Here is a 13,657-nt window from a genome sequence, read left to right as displayed (position 1 = left end):
CAATAGGAGCCCCCGCATGAGCACCCTCTCCTTCAAGGTCCTCGACCTCGACTTCCCGGCCGGCAGCAAGAACAAGACCGCCACCCTCGTCACCGGCGAGAACGACGCCCTGCTGGTCGACGCCGCCTTCACCCGCGCCGACGGCCACCGCCTCGCCGCCGAGATCCTCGACTCCGGCAAGCAACTGACGACCGTCTTCGTCAGCCACGCCGACCCCGACTTCTACTTCGGCGCCGAGGTGATCGCCGACGCCTTCCCCGACGCGACCTTCGTGGCCACCCCGCTCGTCATCGAGCACATCCAGCACTCCTACGAGGGCAAGCTCAAGGCGTGGGCCGCGCTCGGCCCGAACCTGCCCACCCGCCTGGTCGACCTGACCGCGCTGACCGGCGACGCCCTGACCCTGGAGGGCCACCGCTTCGAGCTCAAGGGCGGCCCGGCCGCGCTGCCCGACCGCCACTACCTGTGGCAGGCCGAGCACCGTGCCCTCCTCGGCGGCGTCCTGCTCTTCCAGCAGGAGCACGTCTGGGTCGCCGACACCCCCACCCCCGGCGACCGTGCCGCGTGGATCGACCTGCTCGACGAAATGGCCTCCCTGCAGCCGGAGTTGGTCGTGCCGGGCCACCGTCTGCCCGGCACGGCGGCGGACGCGTCCGCGATCACCGCCACCCGCGACTACCTCCTCGCCTTCGAGGAGGAGCTCGGCAAGGCCGCCGACGGCGCCACGCTGACCGAGGAGCTGGTCAAGCGCTACCCCGACAACGGCATGCTGATCGCCGCCCAGATCGGTGCGAAGGTCGCCAAGGGCGAAATGACGTGGGGCTGACCATGAGCGAGTTCGCGACCTCCACCGCACCCGCCGATGTCGTACGCCGTCAGTACCTCGCCTCCGCGACAGGTGACCTGGAGGCCCTTCGGGCCACCCTCGCCCCCGACGTGGAGTGGACGGAGATGGCCGGCTTCCCCCTCGCCGGCACCTACCGCACCCCCGACGGCGTCACCGCCGGCGTGATGGAGAGGTTGGGCCAGGACTGGGACGGCTGGACCGCTCACGACGACACCTACGTCGTGGACGGCGAGAACGTCGTCGTCCTCGCCCGCTACACCGCGACCAACAAGGCGACCGGGAAGCCGATCGCCGTCCGCGTCGCCCACCACTTCGTCGTACGCGCAGGACGCATCGTCCGCTTCGAGCAGTTCGTCGACACGGCGCTCGTCCGCGACGCCATGACCGTCTGACGCACGACCCAGCACCCAGGCGGCAGGAGAAGCTCGTGTCCGCTGCCGGCAACAAGGCGCTCGTCATCGCGTTCTGCGCGCAGGCGTTCAACGACTACCAGCCGGAGCAGGCCGCCGCCGCGCATCTCGGCGAGAGCTACACCCAGCACAACCCGGAGGCGCAGGACAGCCCGCAGGCGTTCGTCGGCTACGTCCACTGGCTGCGCCGCCAGTTCCCGGACCTGCGCCTGGACATCAAACGGGCCGCCGCGGAAGGGGACTTGGTCGTCACCCACGGCAAACGGCACCTCAAGCCCGGCGACCGAGGCATGGCCGTCGGCCCCGGAGTCCTGGCTCGGACACCAGCTGCAAACCAGCCGGGTGATCACGTGCCCGCCGCCGTGGTGGCCTGTTCGTCGTGTTCGTCGTGTTCGCGGAGCATCCGCATGGTGGTGGTGGGTGAGGGGTGTTGACCCTTCTTCGCGCCGGTCGTGATGACGAGCCGTTTGGTGATGTCGCGCAGGCTCATCTCCTGGTCGCGTAGGTGAAGGGCCATGGACAGCATGGACTCGTCGGTGACACCTGGGCCGCCGATGGTCTTGCCACGCTTGCGCGAATACCCGAGAAGTACGCGGCAAGGTCTTCATGCCGATGACCGAGGTCCCCGGGCGCCCCGTAGTGATCCTCAGGGCGGACCCCGGCGAGGCCCAGGCGTCGACGACAAGCTCGTCAGGGAACTCGTCACCGTCTCCTACCCGCTCGTCGTCTCCCACCTGCCCAAGGCCGAGCAGCCCGTCGACTCGCACACCTACGGCACCAGCACGCGGGCGGCCCGGTGACCACGGCCGGTGACCGCCTCCGGGGCACTCGCCGGCGAGCCCCCGCCCGCGGCCCCCTGCCTGAGCGCCCGGAATCATCCGGCAGGATCCCGCCCGGACTTGTGATGCGTAGGTCGTCGGTTCGAATCCGGCTGGGGGCTTTTCGGAGAGCTCTGTCACCCCGTGCGGACGAACTCCATGTTGATCGAGTACATGAACTGGCCGACGCTCACGCACTCCCAGCCGACGGCTTCGACGGAGCGTACGACCAGGTCGATCTCCTTGCGGATCTTCTTCATGGGGTTCCTGACCCGGGCCAGGCCCCGGGGGTCGATGTCGATGGACGCTTCGAAGGTGTGGTCGCCCTGTGCGTGTGCGCGCCTGGCGTCCGTGAGGAGTTTCTGCATCCGGATCGCGTGCAGCATTCCCATGTACGTCTCCCGCTCGGATGTGTGCGGTCTGGCTCCGGCCGGCAGGCCGGGGATGGTCAGTTCACCGGTGTGGTGCTTGGCGAACTACCGGTGGTCGTGGCGGTGGTCGTGGCCGAGGTTGTTGGGCTGGGCAGGTAGGCGGGTGAGGTCGGGGGCGGGGGGTGTGGTGACGGTGCTTCGGAGGTGCGGGAGCGGGTGTGGGTCGGCTGCACGGTCTTCGTGGGGTGCGAGCCCTTTCCGCTGCCGTTCGCCGAGGAGGCGAGGACATTGCCCGTCACTTCGACCGCTGCGCCGCAGGTGAGCAGTGCTACGGCCAGCGCGGTCAGGCCGGCGGAGGCGCGTCGCGCCCGGGAGGTCGTGGAACGCGGGTCGATGTCCGGCATCAGTCCACGTATTCCTGGGCGACCTGGACGTACTCGAAGCCCTTGACGTCGGTGGCGATCTGCATCTGACCGGTCTTCGACGAGGCGATCAGGGTGTTGAGCAGGCCGGTGATCGCCCCGCTCAGCGCCGACTCGGTGTCCGAACCGTCGGCGATGAACAGCGCCTTGGTCGCCACCTGTTGGAGTACGTCGCGCTTGGCGCCGCCGAAGCCGTAGGCGATCACGTGCGGGTGGCGCGGCCAGTCCCGGTTCACCAGCGTGCGGAAGGAGTTCTGCCAGTGCGCGTCGGTCGGAGCGCCGTCGGTCAGGAAGAAGACCGTCGGCCGCAGCACGCTGAAGTGCTGGGTGCGCAGATCGCTGACGTCCTGTTCGATGCACTCCCGCACCCGGTCGAAGGTCTTGCCGTATTCCGTGCGTCCGCCGCAGATGACCTCGGGCATGGCCGGCACCTGCTCCATGTCCGACATCGGGATCACCACGTGCACATCGGTGGAGAAGGCGACCACGCTGACCCGGGCGAACTCCGAGACGCGGGGATTCGTCGCCAGGTTGTAGTGCAGGCGGGAGAGGGTCGCGTTGAGCACCTTCTCGTGCGGCTTCATCGACGAGGACGCGTCGATCACCACGTAGGTGGGCAGGCAGAGTGACATGGTGCACCTCTGAGCTAGTGGTTGGCGGCCATGACGAACAGCACGATCACGGCTATGGCGAGTACGAGAATCCAGCCGGCCCGCAGATCCGGCCGGGGCGGTGGCGGGGGCTTCGGCACGGGTGTGTCGGTGCGGGGCTGCGGGATCGTGACCGGCGGCGGGGGCAGCGGGGGCAGCTCCGTGCGGGTCGGACGTGGTGCGGTCCTGAGGTAGGGGCCGCTGTCCAGGGCCTGACCGAGCTGAGCGGCCGAGGGCCGTCGCTCGCGGTCGGTCGCGAGCAGCATGTCGAGCAGTACTTCGGAGACCGCGGGCTGGTTCGGCCAGGGGGACGCGGCGACGGTGTGGAAGGCGTGCGCGTCACGCCGGCCCGTCAGGCATTTGGCGACGAGCAGTCCGACCCGGTAGCGGTCGGTGTACGTGTCCGCGTCGGTGCCCGGCGGCGTGAGCGGGTCGGCCCAGTTCGGCTGGTGGAGGTCGGACATCTTCTCCGGCTGACAGCCGTCGACGTCGATGAGATAGACCGAGCTCTGGTCCGGGCTCCAGAAGGCGTTGGAGAACGACCAGTCCGAATAGACCAGGCCCAGGCTCTCCAACACCGCGGCGAGCTCGGTGAGTCGGCGACAGGCGGCCAGCCTGCCCGCGAAGCCGGGAGGCGTCAGTCCGATGCCCAGGATCGACTCGTCGGACTTCGCCAGCCAGTCGATCTCCACGAAGCGCCGCTCGCCGAAGTCGCCGCGCCGCAGCTCGGCACGGTACTGCTCGGGCGCCATCGGAATCACACAGCCCACGGCCGGGTTGCCGGTCCCGTGGATCCGGGCCGCGGGCCAGCACGTGCCGGAGTACAGGAGCGCGCGATCCGCCGCCGGCAGCGTGTCCGGCGCCGAGATCAACAGGTCGAGCCGGTCGGCGTCCTCCGGATGCTGGTCCGGCCGGTAGAGCTTCGCCAGCCAGCCCGGATGGTTCTTCAGCGGCGTGACGGCGATGGCCTGGCCGTTGTGTTCGGAGACCGGCTCGGCCAGTGGTCCGAGGTCGCCGACGCTCACGGTCCGGGGCAGCGTCCAGCCACGCGGATCGGCCGCCGGGCAGTCGTCGACGGCACTGTCGTCCGCGCCGTCGAGGGGACGGGGTTCTGTCATGCCCGGCCACCGTTCCACAGCACGACCGCGGTCCGGTCGTCGAGGCACTGCGGTGCGTCGAAGCCGACGTCGGCGATGAACCGCGTGGCCGGGACGGGCGAGCGCCAGGCGTTCGCGAAGTACGTGTTGACGTTGCCCGCCGGGTCCGCCCACGCGTCGCCGATCCCGTCCGTGACCAGGGCGAGGGCGGCGCCGGGAGCCAGCGTGACGTAATGGTCCCTGGCCAGGTGCGGGGTGTCCGGCAGCCGCCCGGCGACCTCGTTCGAGACCACCGCGGCCGTACGGTCCTTGGTCTCGCCGGACAGGAACCGCCACAGCGGGACGTGCGGGTCGAGCGTCCAGGCCGAACTGTCGCCGAGCCACGCGACCCAGGCCCTCGCGACGCCGTTCGCGTCCGGCTCGGCGAGCACCGCGGTGATCAGGACCGTGGCCAGGTGCGAGGTGTCGACGCCACGGCCGGCCGCGTGCCCGGCGATCGATGCCGCGATCCGCCCGTACAGCTCCTTGACGTCGAGCCCGCCGAAGCCCACGGACTCGATCTGCTCGCGCAACAGGGTGACGGCCTGGCTGGAGGCCGTGGTGGCCCCGGCGTCGGACCAGGCCGCGCTGGACAGACCGTCGGCCACGGCCACGATCGCGTGCCGGCTGTCCCGGCTGCGCCCGATCCGGTACGAGTCCTGGCGCGGCTCGGCGGGCTCGCCGCAGCGGTGGCCGGGCCCGATGACGGAGGCCGCGCGGACGGTGAAGGCACCGACCGTGGCCTCGTCGGCGGCGATCCCGTTCTGTACCGTGCGCTCCGGCAGCAGCCAGGGGTAGCCCTGGGCGCGGGCGCCGTCGCCGAAGCGGGGGACGCCCAGGTCGGTCGGCCGCTCACGCAGGAACGGCCGGGGCCTCGGGGGCTGGGACTGCGGCGCCGCAGGTCCGGTGACGTAGCGGCAGATCGGAGCCGTAGTGCCGGGTTGGTGTTCCGGTCCGGGCAGGTCCCGCTGTCGGGCCGGCGTCGCGGCGGACTCGGACCCCCATACGGCCGCTGCGCCGACGACACCCACCGCCGCGAGGGCGAACATGTCCACCAGCGGGCCGTACCGCCGATGCGGTGTGCTGACCTCGATGAAGGCCCCGATGACGACGGCCACGAACAGCACCGCCCGCAGCCGTCCGTCCATGAGGCCGTCCCGCCGGCTGTCGTCCCGGCCGTCGCCCCGCATCACGGCCGTTCCCCGGAATCGCCGGAATTCGGCCCGGAGGCAAAATGCTGAATGCCGCGCTGCACCGCGAATACCTCACCGGAATGGGTGGCGGAATTGAGCTGGATCGCGATGTCCGGCCTTTCCGGAGTCCGTAGCGAAGCCAGGGCCATGACGTCCTGGGCGAGATCCGGATTCCGGTCGAGCAGCTGGGACAGGGCCTCGGCCCAGTAGTCCACCGCACCGGAGTCGACCGCTCCCCTCGCGGCGGTCGACTGCCGGTGCAGTGCGGCGGACAGCTCCTCGCGGCGGCTGCCGCGCGCCTGGGTGAGGACGCGGCCCATCAGCGTCTTAGCCTCCTGCCAGAGATCGGTGCCCATTGCGGAGACCAGAGCGGTGGCGCCGCTCACGGCCAGCTCGGCGAGTTCCTCGTTCATCGGCGCGTATCAACCCCGGTCGTGGTGGCGGATGTACTGGTTGCCCCGGTGCACGGCGAAGGCCGTGCCGTTTCCCGTGGCCCGGACGAGCTGCTCCACCGTTCCCGGCCCGGACCGCACGGACTGCCCGCCGGAGTCGGTGTCCCGGCCGGGATCGACGCGTGGCCCGACGGGGCTGCCGGGGTACCACAGCCAGGCCTTCGCGGCGTACTCCTTGACCCGGACGTCGGCCGCGGTGAAGGCGTCGGTGTCGAGTCCCTCGTAGCCGTGGCCGACCGTCTCCTCGTAGAAGTGGTGCGAGAGGATCGCGGCCACCGGGGTGCCGCCGGTACCGGCCAGGGTCGCGTGCCGCAGCGGGGCCGAGTCGAGCAGCCGGGCCAGCGCCTCGAACGGGGCGCCCGAGACGGTGCCGTCCGGATCGAGCCGGATCTCTCCCGCGTGCACCGCCGCCCGCACCCGCAGCCGGGTGTCCGCGCAGGTGTTCCGGTTGTGCCTGTGGATCCGCGAGTTCAGCTCCGGGAGCAGCGGGAACAGCAGTCCGGCCTTGGGCAGCGCGGCCGGGGCGACCAGTTGGCAGCCGTCGCCGGTGTCGACGTACAAGAAGTTCCGCGGGTCCAGATCCGCGATGCTCAGGGCGTCGAACAGCGTGGAGCGCAGAACTCTGCGGATCTCCTGCAGCCGCTGCTCGCCGCGGCCCGCGGAGCCCGCGATGTCGCACGCCAGCAGGGCTCGGTATTCGTACCTCGGATTCACCATTCCTCCGCGATGCGATCACGACGGGGACCGGCAATTCGAAGATCGATGTGCCGTCGTCCCTGTTATTCGGTGTCGACAAGATGATGGACGTGACCGTAGAGGAGGGGTCCCCGGGTAGAACGGCTACTAATACGGCTTGTGCGGTTTCGGCTGCACGAGGGAAGAGAGGTGTGGCCGATGAACAACACACGGGTGCGCGGGGCCGCGGCCTACTGGCCGCCGGCCGGGCTGCTCGGCCGCGTCGACGAGGCCGACCGCGCGATCCTCATGGGACTCGGCCACCGCGTGGCCTACCCGGCCGGTCAGATCACCATCCGCGAGGCCGACACCTCGGACTTCGCGCTGCTCCTGCTCGGCGGCATGGTGAAGGTCACCGCGCACGCGCAGGACGGCCGCGAGGCGCTGCTGGCCGTACGGATGGCCGGGGACCTGGTCGGGGAGTTCGCCGGGATCGACGGCCAGCCGCGCGTCGGCACCGTGACCGCCTGCGGCAGGGTGCTGGCCCGCTACATCCTGCGCTCCGAACTGCTGGAGTGCGCGAAACAGCACCCCTCCATAGGGCTCGCGGTCAGCGCGAGCGTGGTGGCCAAGATGCGCACGGCGACCGGCCGGATCGTCGACTTCACCGGTTGCGACGTGCTCGGGCGGCTGGCCAGGATCCTGCACCACCTGGCCGTCACCTATGGGCCTCCCGGCCGAAACGAAGCCCAACTCCCGCTGTCACAGCCGGAGATGGCCACCCTGGTCGGCGCGGCGGAGTCCTCGGTCCACAAGGCCCTGCGCGCCCTGCGGGACTCGGGCGCGGTCGTGACCGGCTACCGCAGGATCACGATCCTCGACCTGGACCACCTCGCCCGGATCGCCCTCGCGGCCGGGCCCGCCGGATCGCCGGCGATCTCGCCGAACACGTAAAAGCACCGGGTTCGCACGACAGGTCGGCGCCAGCATGACCGAGTGCCGGGACCCGGGCCTCGGAGAAGACGGGGGAAACAGATGACAGACAACGACGGTGCTCCGGAGGCTTCCGGACGGATCCGGACCGGCGACATGTCCGGAACGATGGTCGTAGGCAGCGGCAACACCGTGAACAACCTGAGGATCACCGCCGAGTACGGATCGACCGTCACCGTGGAGCGGGGACCGCTGCCGGCTCCGGTCATGCGCCGGCCGATCTCCCACCTGCCGCGGTCCGCCGCCGAGCCGCTGATCGGCCGGGCCCGCGACGTGGTCGTACTCCAAGATGCCATCGAAACACGGCAGTTGGTGCAGATCTGGGGCGCGGCCGGGGTCGGCAAGAGCGCGCTGCTGCGCCACCTCGCCTGCGAACTGCCGCGCGGGCCCGAAGGCGTGGCCCACGTCGAGGCCGGCGGACGCACGGCCGACGACCTCGCGCAGGCGATCTTCGACATCAGCTTCGACGCGCCGAACTACAAGCCGTCGCCGGAGGTGCTGAAGGAGCATCTGAAGACCCTGCGGCTGCGGATCTACCTGGACGACGCGGGACTCGACGAGAAGGACCTGCGCCGGCTCTTCGACATGGCGTCGCAGTCCACGTTCGTCTTCACCTCGCAAGCGCGCTCCGCGGTCGACGGCGTGCACGCGATCCGGCTCGAAGGGCTGACGGCCCCGGCGGCGGCGGAACTGGTGACGGCGCTGCTCGCCCGCGAACTGCGGCCCGGCGAGGCGACGACCGTGGCCGCGCTGTGCGACGCGGTGGACGGCAACCCGCTCCGGCTGCGGCGCATCGCCCTGTCGGCCTCGACCGGCAAGGGCCTGCCGGGCATCGACGACCTCCCCGAACTGCTTCCCGCGCTGCTGAACAGGCTCCGGCCGCGGGAGCGCGACCTGCTGCACCTGCTCGGTTCGCTGTCCGGCGCCGAGCTGGCCGCCCGGCACCTCCATGATCTGCTCGGCGGGCCGGACATCGACACGATCGCCGAAGGTCTGGTGCGGCACGGTCTGCTGCTCTCCTCGGAGACCGGCTACAGCTGTCCGCCGGATGTCGCCGAGGCCGTGCTGAACAGCCGGAGGACGGAGTTTCCCGCCGATCAGCTCTGCCGGGCGTTCACCGTCTGGGTCGAGGCGGGGGACACCACTCCGGACGACGTCGCGGCGCACTTCCGGGCCCTGGACGTCGCGGTGCTGCGAGCCGAGCGGAGCGGACACGCCCAGCTCGGCGTGGAGTTGGCCCGTGTCGCCTCCCCGAAGCTGGCGCTGTCCCGGCAGTTCGACGCGTGGGGCAGCCTGCTCGGTGTCGGCTGGGCGGCGGCGAGGACCGCGGGGGACGAGGAGAGCGAGGAGTTCTTCCAGCGCGAGGCCCGCACCCGCCGGAGGGCGATCGGGCGGGTCGCCCAGACGACGGCCCTGGTGCTGGAGGCGGAGGTGCTGTGGCACGAACTCACCGCGCTGCACGCGCAGTCGGCGGCTCATCAGGTCGCCGGGCATGCGGTGGCCCACCAGGTCGCCGGCGGGGCGGCGACCGCCGTCGCCCCTCCGGTCGCCACGGCGCCGGTCCAAACGGTCGCGCCGGGTGCTTCGGCGCACGGTGCGGTCCACGCGCAGCCTGTCGCCCACTCGACTGCTACGTCGGCTACGTCGGCCACGTCCACCACGCAGGCTTCGGCGCACGTGGCGAGGCCGGTGGTCGACCTCTCGGGCGGCTCCGCGCAGCCGCATGTCGCCGTCAACGTGGCCGGCACACACCCGGCCGCGCCGACTCCTCCGCGGATCGACCTCTCGACGGGGCACGGGGGCACCACGACGTCCGTGGGGAGCACAGGCCACGCGGGGAGCGCCGCCGGCGGTGTGGCGGTTACCAAGGGCGGAGCAACGGGACTGGCCCTCGCCTGCGCGCTCGGCCTCGCGGCCGTGGTGGGCGTGGGTGCCGTGGTCCAGGCGAACGATCAGTCGAACTCGTCTCCGGCCGTCGTATCGAGCTCCGTCAGTACACCGAACCTGAGCGACGACACCGTGCCCGCCTACGACACCTCGACCGCCGACACCTCGCCCAGCGTCGATCCCGTGTGCGCGAGTGGGATCCCCGAACTGATGCCGGGGATGCGGCAGTTCGGCGCCGACGCGGACATCGTGTCCGCTGCGGTCGACTCGTACAACAGTGACATGGCCGCCTACAACTCGGGCGAGGCGTCCACAACTCCCGACGACAGCACGCTTCTCTCCGGCATCGGCACCGTCATCAGCGACCTGGATTCCGTCGAGTCCACGTTGCAGGGAGCCATCTCGCAAGCCCAGGACAGCTCCGTGGAATCAGACCTCGACGACATGCTGACCGCCATTCAGGAGATCCAGGGCCTGTATCAGTCGTTCGAGAACGATCTCGAGAGCGATCCGGGAGGCGGCAGCGAGATCGACACATCGACTCAGGCCTCGGCGCTGAGCTCGGCCGCAGCCGCCCTGCAGACCGACTGCGGCGCCTGACCTCCCCCGGAACCCACCGAAAGAAAGGCCGGCCATGCCCGCTGAATCCCCCCACGGAGACATCCACACCGGTGACGTCTCCGGCACCTTCGTCGTGGGCGACAACAACCGCGTGACGAACACGACGTATGACCCTGAGCAGCCGCAACCACACCAGCACAGCTCCGCGGAGGACCAGGCGGCCGTCTTCGCCGTCCAGGACGGCACCATGCACGTCACGTACAACGCGGCGGCCGGGCGGGAGGCGGAAGGCTGAGGAACGCCGGGTGCCCCGGCCGACGTCCGGCCGGGGCACTCGCCCTGCGATCCGCTCAGTCCCTGTCGGCCAGCAACTCCATGTCCTGAGCGCTCAGCGTCGCCGTCTTCAGCAGTTCCCTGATCAGGTTGACGCTGAGGGTGGAGCCGACCGGCTCGCCGACCTCGTCGCGCAGCAGTCCGCGCACGCCCCGGCGGTGCAGCCGTTCGCGGACGTCCTCGACCGTGTTCGCGACCGACTTGTGGGTCCAGGACTTGGTCGCGTAGGGGGAGGCGTTGACCAGACGGGCCGTGTCCTCCCAGGCCAGCGGGAGCGGGAAGGCGTCGTGGCCCTCCAGGTAGCGCCGGGCGAGCGCGGTGAGCACCAGCCTTTCCTGCGGGGAGAGTTCGTAGACCGTCTCGGGATCCACGGTCTCCGCGCCGCTCGTGGAGCGGGGATTCTGGTCGTCCTCGTCCGTGACACGGACCTCCACCAGGTGGGAACGCCGTTTGGACGAGTTGATGACCAGTGGGGTGTACCCGGAGGCGATGAGCCGCTTGTGGCCGGAGAGCATCAGTACGCCGTCGGGCAGTTCGATCGGCAGATTGCCGGTGTTGACGAGCCACCAGTCGCCGTCCGCGGCCGTGCAGGTGAACACGCCGTGCCGACGGCTGACGGTCGGGTCGTCGACACCGACCGGCACATGCACGTCCTCGCGGTCGCGCCCGAACAGCAGCGTGTACCGGCGCGGCGGCACCGCGTACCCGCCCTCCGGGCCCAGCACGAAGATCGTCCCCGGCGGCGCCGAGGGCACCCGGTCGGAGGGACTGCCCGGCGGCAGCATCTGGGGTGGGAAGTTTCCGTACGCCATGTCGCATACCTCCGCTCGGCTCGCGTCAGTGTACGAACGCACCGCGGGGACCGGTCCTCCCCCGGGCGCGTACGGCGGGCAGGGGCGCGCCGGCCGCCAACTCGTTTTGCCTCGCCCCGACTTGCTCGATAACCTGCCCGCCCGTGAACGCGAGCGGTCGGGGAACTGCTGATGATGGATGGCACGATCGCCGAACCGCTGGGCGCGGACGATCCGCAGGAGATCGGCAGCTTCAACATCATCGGTCTGCTCGGTGTCGGCGGCATGGGCGAGGTCTACCTCGGGGCGTCCGACAAGGGCTACGCCGCCGTCAAGCGCGTCCGGCCGCGGCTGGTCGCCGGCGAGCGCTTCGAACGCGAGGTCGGCCTCCTCTACCGGGTGCCGGCCGGGGTCGGGCCGCGGGTGCTGGCGAGCGACGGCACCGCCGAACGCCCCTGGTTCGCCACCGAATACGTGCCCGGACTCACCGTGGACGAGGCGGTCCGGCTGCGCGGCCCGCTGCCCGCCGAGGCACTGTGGCTGCTGCTGGCCGAGGCCGCCACTCATCTGTCGGCCGTGCACGCCGCCGAGATCGTGCACCGTGACGTCAAGCCCGGCAACGTCATGCTGGTACGGGACGGCGTGAAGCTCATCGACTTCGGCATCGCCCGCGCCGCGGACCAGGCCAGGCTCACCAAGAGCGGTGGCGGCTACGGCACTCAGGGATTCTCGGCACCGGAACAGCAGGCCGGGGACGAGGACGTGGACGCGCCCGCGGACGTCTACTCGCTCGGGGCGCTCGTGCTCTACGCGGCTTCGGGCCGTACGCCCGGTGTCGTCCCAGACGCCGAGCCGCTGCGTGCCGTGGACCCCGACCTCGCCGCCGTCATCGGGCCCTGTCTCGCGACCGGCCCCGGAGCCCGCCCCACCGCCGCCGAGGTGGCGGACGCGGCCCGCGCACACCTGCCCGTCCCTCCTCCCTCCTGGCCTTCCGAGGTCATGTCACGCATCGCCTCGCGGCGCGCCTTCGCGGCGACGCCGGTCGGCAAACTGGAGACGGTCCCGCCGCCGGACCTGGACGCGGACGCGGACCGGACGCCGAACCCCGAGGCGGATCCGACGCCGGAAACCGCGCACCCGTCCACCGAGTTACCCCGCCCCCCGCACAAACGCCCGCTCCTGCTCTCGGCCGCCGCGGTGATCGCCCTCGGCGCCGTCGCGGCGTTCGTACTCGTACCGTCCCCTTCCCGGCACAACGGCGCCGCGCATCCCTCCGGCAGCGCGTCGATCAGCGGCGAGCCCGTGGCCGGGACGACCCGGACGTCCTCCGCGAGCCCAAGCCGTTCGGCCTCACCCACCGCGGAGTCCGGGCACCCGAGCCCGGTCGTCCCGGCCGGCACGCACACGACCGTCCCGCCGAGCACGGCCGGCCCGCGTTCGCCCTCCGGCCCCGTGGCGACGACCGCCGCGTCCTCAGCAGCCGCCACCCGCGTCACCTCGTCGTCGATCAGCGGCATCAGCGGCAACGAAGACCCGGCACAGGTCAAGGGCTCCGAGGCGGACACCTCCTGGGTGGGCAACGACGCCGCCTGCTCCGCCTGGCTGGACGACAACGGCTCCGGCGAACTCGCGGGCGTCCTCAACACCTCCCTGGCCCAAAGCTGCGGCGCCGAGCTCTACCGCAGCGACGGCATCGCGTACACGTTCCATGCCTCCCTGGGCGCCGCGAAGACAAACTTCATCTCGGACGTCGGCCACACCATGTGGATCTGCGTCTGGAACGCGAGCGACCGCTCCGACGAGCAGTGCTCCGCCCGCTTCACCATGAACGGCCACACCCCGGTCAAGCAGTGAAACGAACGGGACGACCCTCGGGCCCCGGCCGCGGGTGTGGTCGTCGAGCGGGACCTTGCCGCAGATGTGGCGGACTCCGCCGTCCATGATCCGGGCGTGCGGCAGGTACTGCCGGCGTACGGCGGAGTCGACGCCGTCCGCGGCGATCAGGGCGTCGAACTCCTCCAGGATGCCTGGCAGGACATACCCGCGAACCGTGCGACGGCAGGCCGGGCCACGTAGTGTTCGGCGCAGGCCGGGCGACGCCTCACCTCGAAGCGCCCA

At 71.0% G+C, this 13,657-nt stretch carries 16 protein-coding genes and 1 pseudogene; 9 read left to right on the top strand and 8 right to left on the bottom strand.

Going from position 1 to position 13,657, the window contains the following annotated elements:
* Positions 1-16: 16 nt before the first annotated feature.
* From OH768_RS23500 to OH768_RS23485, 4 genes and pseudogenes are all read left to right on the top strand, one after another.
* Positions 17-826: an MBL fold metallo-hydrolase gene (locus OH768_RS23500; protein ID WP_406456619.1), complete on the top strand. Its 810-nt coding sequence runs from the start codon at positions 17-19 to the stop codon at positions 824-826.
* Between the two features lie 2 nt (positions 827-828).
* Positions 829-1,239: a nuclear transport factor 2 family protein gene (locus OH768_RS23495; protein WP_406456617.1), complete on the top strand. Its 411-nt coding sequence runs from the start codon at positions 829-831 to the stop codon at positions 1,237-1,239.
* Positions 1,240-1,274: 35 nt separating this feature from the next.
* Complete coding sequence (locus OH768_RS23490) at positions 1,275-1,691, top strand: nuclear transport factor 2 family protein (protein WP_406456615.1); 417 nt, start codon at positions 1,275-1,277, stop codon at positions 1,689-1,691.
* A gap of 109 nt (positions 1,692-1,800) precedes the next feature.
* Positions 1,801-2,057 (top strand): annotated as a pseudogene (locus tag OH768_RS23485) (hypothetical protein).
* Positions 2,058-2,212: 155 nt separating this feature from the next.
* Here OH768_RS23485 and OH768_RS23480 read toward each other — a convergent pair.
* The 7 genes from OH768_RS23480 to OH768_RS23450 are packed head-to-tail and all read right to left on the bottom strand — an operon-like array spanning position 2,213 to position 7,016.
* On the bottom strand, positions 2,213-2,467 hold the full coding sequence (locus OH768_RS23480; RefSeq protein ID WP_406456613.1) for a hypothetical protein: 255 nt from the start codon (positions 2,465-2,467) through the stop codon (positions 2,213-2,215).
* 56 nt (positions 2,468-2,523) lie between these two features.
* On the bottom strand, positions 2,524-2,850 hold the full coding sequence (locus OH768_RS23475) for a hypothetical protein (protein WP_406456611.1): 327 nt from the start codon (positions 2,848-2,850) through the stop codon (positions 2,524-2,526).
* Positions 2,850-3,500, bottom strand: coding sequence for a vWA domain-containing protein (locus OH768_RS23470; protein ID WP_406456609.1), 651 nt, complete (start codon positions 3,498-3,500; stop codon positions 2,850-2,852). Before OH768_RS23470 ends, OH768_RS23475 begins: the two co-directional genes overlap by 1 nt.
* Before the next feature lie 14 nt (positions 3,501-3,514).
* Positions 3,515-4,636, bottom strand: coding sequence for a hypothetical protein (locus OH768_RS23465; protein ID WP_406456607.1), 1,122 nt, complete (start codon positions 4,634-4,636; stop codon positions 3,515-3,517).
* Entirely contained in the window at positions 4,633-5,844 is a 1,212-nt protein-coding gene (locus OH768_RS23460) for a protein phosphatase 2C domain-containing protein (protein ID WP_406456605.1), read from the bottom strand. Before OH768_RS23460 ends, OH768_RS23465 begins: the two co-directional genes overlap by 4 nt.
* Complete coding sequence (locus OH768_RS23455) at positions 5,844-6,260, bottom strand: hypothetical protein (protein WP_406456603.1); 417 nt, start codon at positions 6,258-6,260, stop codon at positions 5,844-5,846. The genes OH768_RS23460 and OH768_RS23455 overlap by 1 nt, the downstream gene beginning before the upstream one ends.
* Before the next feature lie 9 nt (positions 6,261-6,269).
* Positions 6,270-7,016, bottom strand: coding sequence for a hypothetical protein (locus tag OH768_RS23450; RefSeq protein WP_406456601.1), 747 nt, complete (start codon positions 7,014-7,016; stop codon positions 6,270-6,272).
* Between the two features lie 177 nt (positions 7,017-7,193).
* Between OH768_RS23450 and OH768_RS23445 the strand changes: the two genes are divergently transcribed.
* The 3 genes from OH768_RS23445 (at position 7,194) to OH768_RS23435 (ending at position 10,710) form a co-directional block, all read left to right on the top strand.
* Positions 7,194-7,928, top strand: a complete 735-nt coding sequence (locus tag OH768_RS23445; protein WP_406456599.1) for a Crp/Fnr family transcriptional regulator — start codon at positions 7,194-7,196, stop codon at positions 7,926-7,928.
* A gap of 81 nt (positions 7,929-8,009) precedes the next feature.
* A complete protein-coding gene (locus OH768_RS23440; RefSeq protein WP_406456595.1) occupies positions 8,010-10,454 on the top strand; it encodes a hypothetical protein in 2,445 nt (814 codons plus the stop codon).
* 34 nt (positions 10,455-10,488) lie between these two features.
* Entirely contained in the window at positions 10,489-10,710 is a 222-nt protein-coding gene (locus OH768_RS23435; protein ID WP_406456593.1) for a hypothetical protein, read from the top strand.
* A gap of 55 nt (positions 10,711-10,765) precedes the next feature.
* Here the strand turns inward: OH768_RS23435 and OH768_RS23430 are convergent, their stop codons facing one another.
* Positions 10,766-11,560: an FHA domain-containing protein gene (locus OH768_RS23430; RefSeq protein WP_406456591.1), complete on the bottom strand. Its 795-nt coding sequence runs from the start codon at positions 11,558-11,560 to the stop codon at positions 10,766-10,768.
* 171 nt (positions 11,561-11,731) lie between these two features.
* Between OH768_RS23430 and OH768_RS23425 the strand changes: the two genes are divergently transcribed.
* Both OH768_RS23425 and OH768_RS23420 read left to right on the top strand, forming a co-directional pair.
* On the top strand, positions 11,732-13,393 hold the full coding sequence (locus tag OH768_RS23425) for a protein kinase domain-containing protein (protein ID WP_406456589.1): 1,662 nt from the start codon (positions 11,732-11,734) through the stop codon (positions 13,391-13,393).
* 96 nt (positions 13,394-13,489) lie between these two features.
* The gene (locus tag OH768_RS23420) at positions 13,490-13,615 is read left to right on the top strand and encodes a hypothetical protein (protein ID WP_406456587.1); all 126 of its coding nucleotides are present in this window, start codon (positions 13,490-13,492) and stop codon (positions 13,613-13,615) included.
* The last annotated feature ends 42 nt before the right edge of the window (positions 13,616-13,657 follow it).

Source organism: Streptomyces sp. NBC_01622, from assembly GCF_045209635.1.
Classification (GTDB): Bacteria; Actinomycetota; Actinomycetes; order Streptomycetales; family Streptomycetaceae; genus Streptomyces.
Note: the sequence above shows the minus strand (reverse complement) of the source record. Positions and strands in the feature narration are given on the sequence as shown.

Coding starts and splice junctions, on each gene's coding strand:
- OH768_RS23500 (WP_406456619.1), top strand. CDS start 17: ATGAGCACCCTCTCCTTCAAGGTCCTCGACCTCGACTTCCCGGCCGGC.
- OH768_RS23495 (WP_406456617.1), top strand. CDS start 829: ATGAGCGAGTTCGCGACCTCCACCGCACCCGCCGATGTCGTACGCCGT.
- OH768_RS23480 (WP_406456613.1), bottom strand. CDS start 2,467: ATGGGAATGCTGCACGCGATCCGGATGCAGAAACTCCTCACGGACGCC.
- OH768_RS23475 (WP_406456611.1), bottom strand. CDS start 2,850: ATGCCGGACATCGACCCGCGTTCCACGACCTCCCGGGCGCGACGCGCC.
- OH768_RS23470 (WP_406456609.1), bottom strand. CDS start 3,500: ATGTCACTCTGCCTGCCCACCTACGTGGTGATCGACGCGTCCTCGTCG.
- OH768_RS23465 (WP_406456607.1), bottom strand. CDS start 4,636: ATGACAGAACCCCGTCCCCTCGACGGCGCGGACGACAGTGCCGTCGAC.
- OH768_RS23460 (WP_406456605.1), bottom strand. CDS start 5,844: ATGCGGGGCGACGGCCGGGACGACAGCCGGCGGGACGGCCTCATGGAC.
- OH768_RS23455 (WP_406456603.1), bottom strand. CDS start 6,260: ATGAACGAGGAACTCGCCGAGCTGGCCGTGAGCGGCGCCACCGCTCTG.
- OH768_RS23450 (WP_406456601.1), bottom strand. CDS start 7,016: ATGGTGAATCCGAGGTACGAATACCGAGCCCTGCTGGCGTGCGACATC.
- OH768_RS23445 (WP_406456599.1), top strand. CDS start 7,194: ATGAACAACACACGGGTGCGCGGGGCCGCGGCCTACTGGCCGCCGGCC.
- OH768_RS23440 (WP_406456595.1), top strand. CDS start 8,010: ATGACAGACAACGACGGTGCTCCGGAGGCTTCCGGACGGATCCGGACC.
- OH768_RS23435 (WP_406456593.1), top strand. CDS start 10,489: ATGCCCGCTGAATCCCCCCACGGAGACATCCACACCGGTGACGTCTCC.
- OH768_RS23430 (WP_406456591.1), bottom strand. CDS start 11,560: ATGGCGTACGGAAACTTCCCACCCCAGATGCTGCCGCCGGGCAGTCCC.
- OH768_RS23425 (WP_406456589.1), top strand. CDS start 11,732: ATGATGGATGGCACGATCGCCGAACCGCTGGGCGCGGACGATCCGCAG.